The sequence below is a fragment of the Microvirga pakistanensis genome, assembly GCF_004458765.1.
GTDB classification, from domain to species: Bacteria; Pseudomonadota; Alphaproteobacteria; order Rhizobiales; family Beijerinckiaceae; genus Microvirga; species Microvirga pakistanensis.
Genome location: NZ_SPJX01000269.1, coordinates 1 through 223, shown reverse-complemented (window position 1 = coordinate 223; position 223 = coordinate 1). Strand labels below are relative to the sequence as shown.

Genomic DNA, 223 nt, shown 5'->3' with positions numbered 1-223 from the left:
CGGCAGCAGGGCCGGATCAATCCCGACCCGTTCGATCAGGCTCGAGGCCCAGCTACGCTTCATGGTGTTGAAAAGACCGGTTCCGGATGCATCCGACACCTCTGTGGCCACTTCCCCGGTCAGGACAAGCCGAAGATAGTCCTTAGGGTTGAGAACGTAGCGCAGCCGCCGGTAGAGGTCCGGCTCGTGCCTTTGCATCCAGAGGATTTTGCCGCCGGTGTAT

At 60.5% G+C, this 223-nt stretch carries 1 protein-coding gene; it reads right to left on the bottom strand.

What is annotated here, in order from left to right; genetic code table 11:
• The coding region (locus tag E4K09_RS15205; RefSeq protein ID WP_244610514.1) for an FGGY family carbohydrate kinase at positions 1–223 on the bottom strand (223 nt) is incomplete at both ends.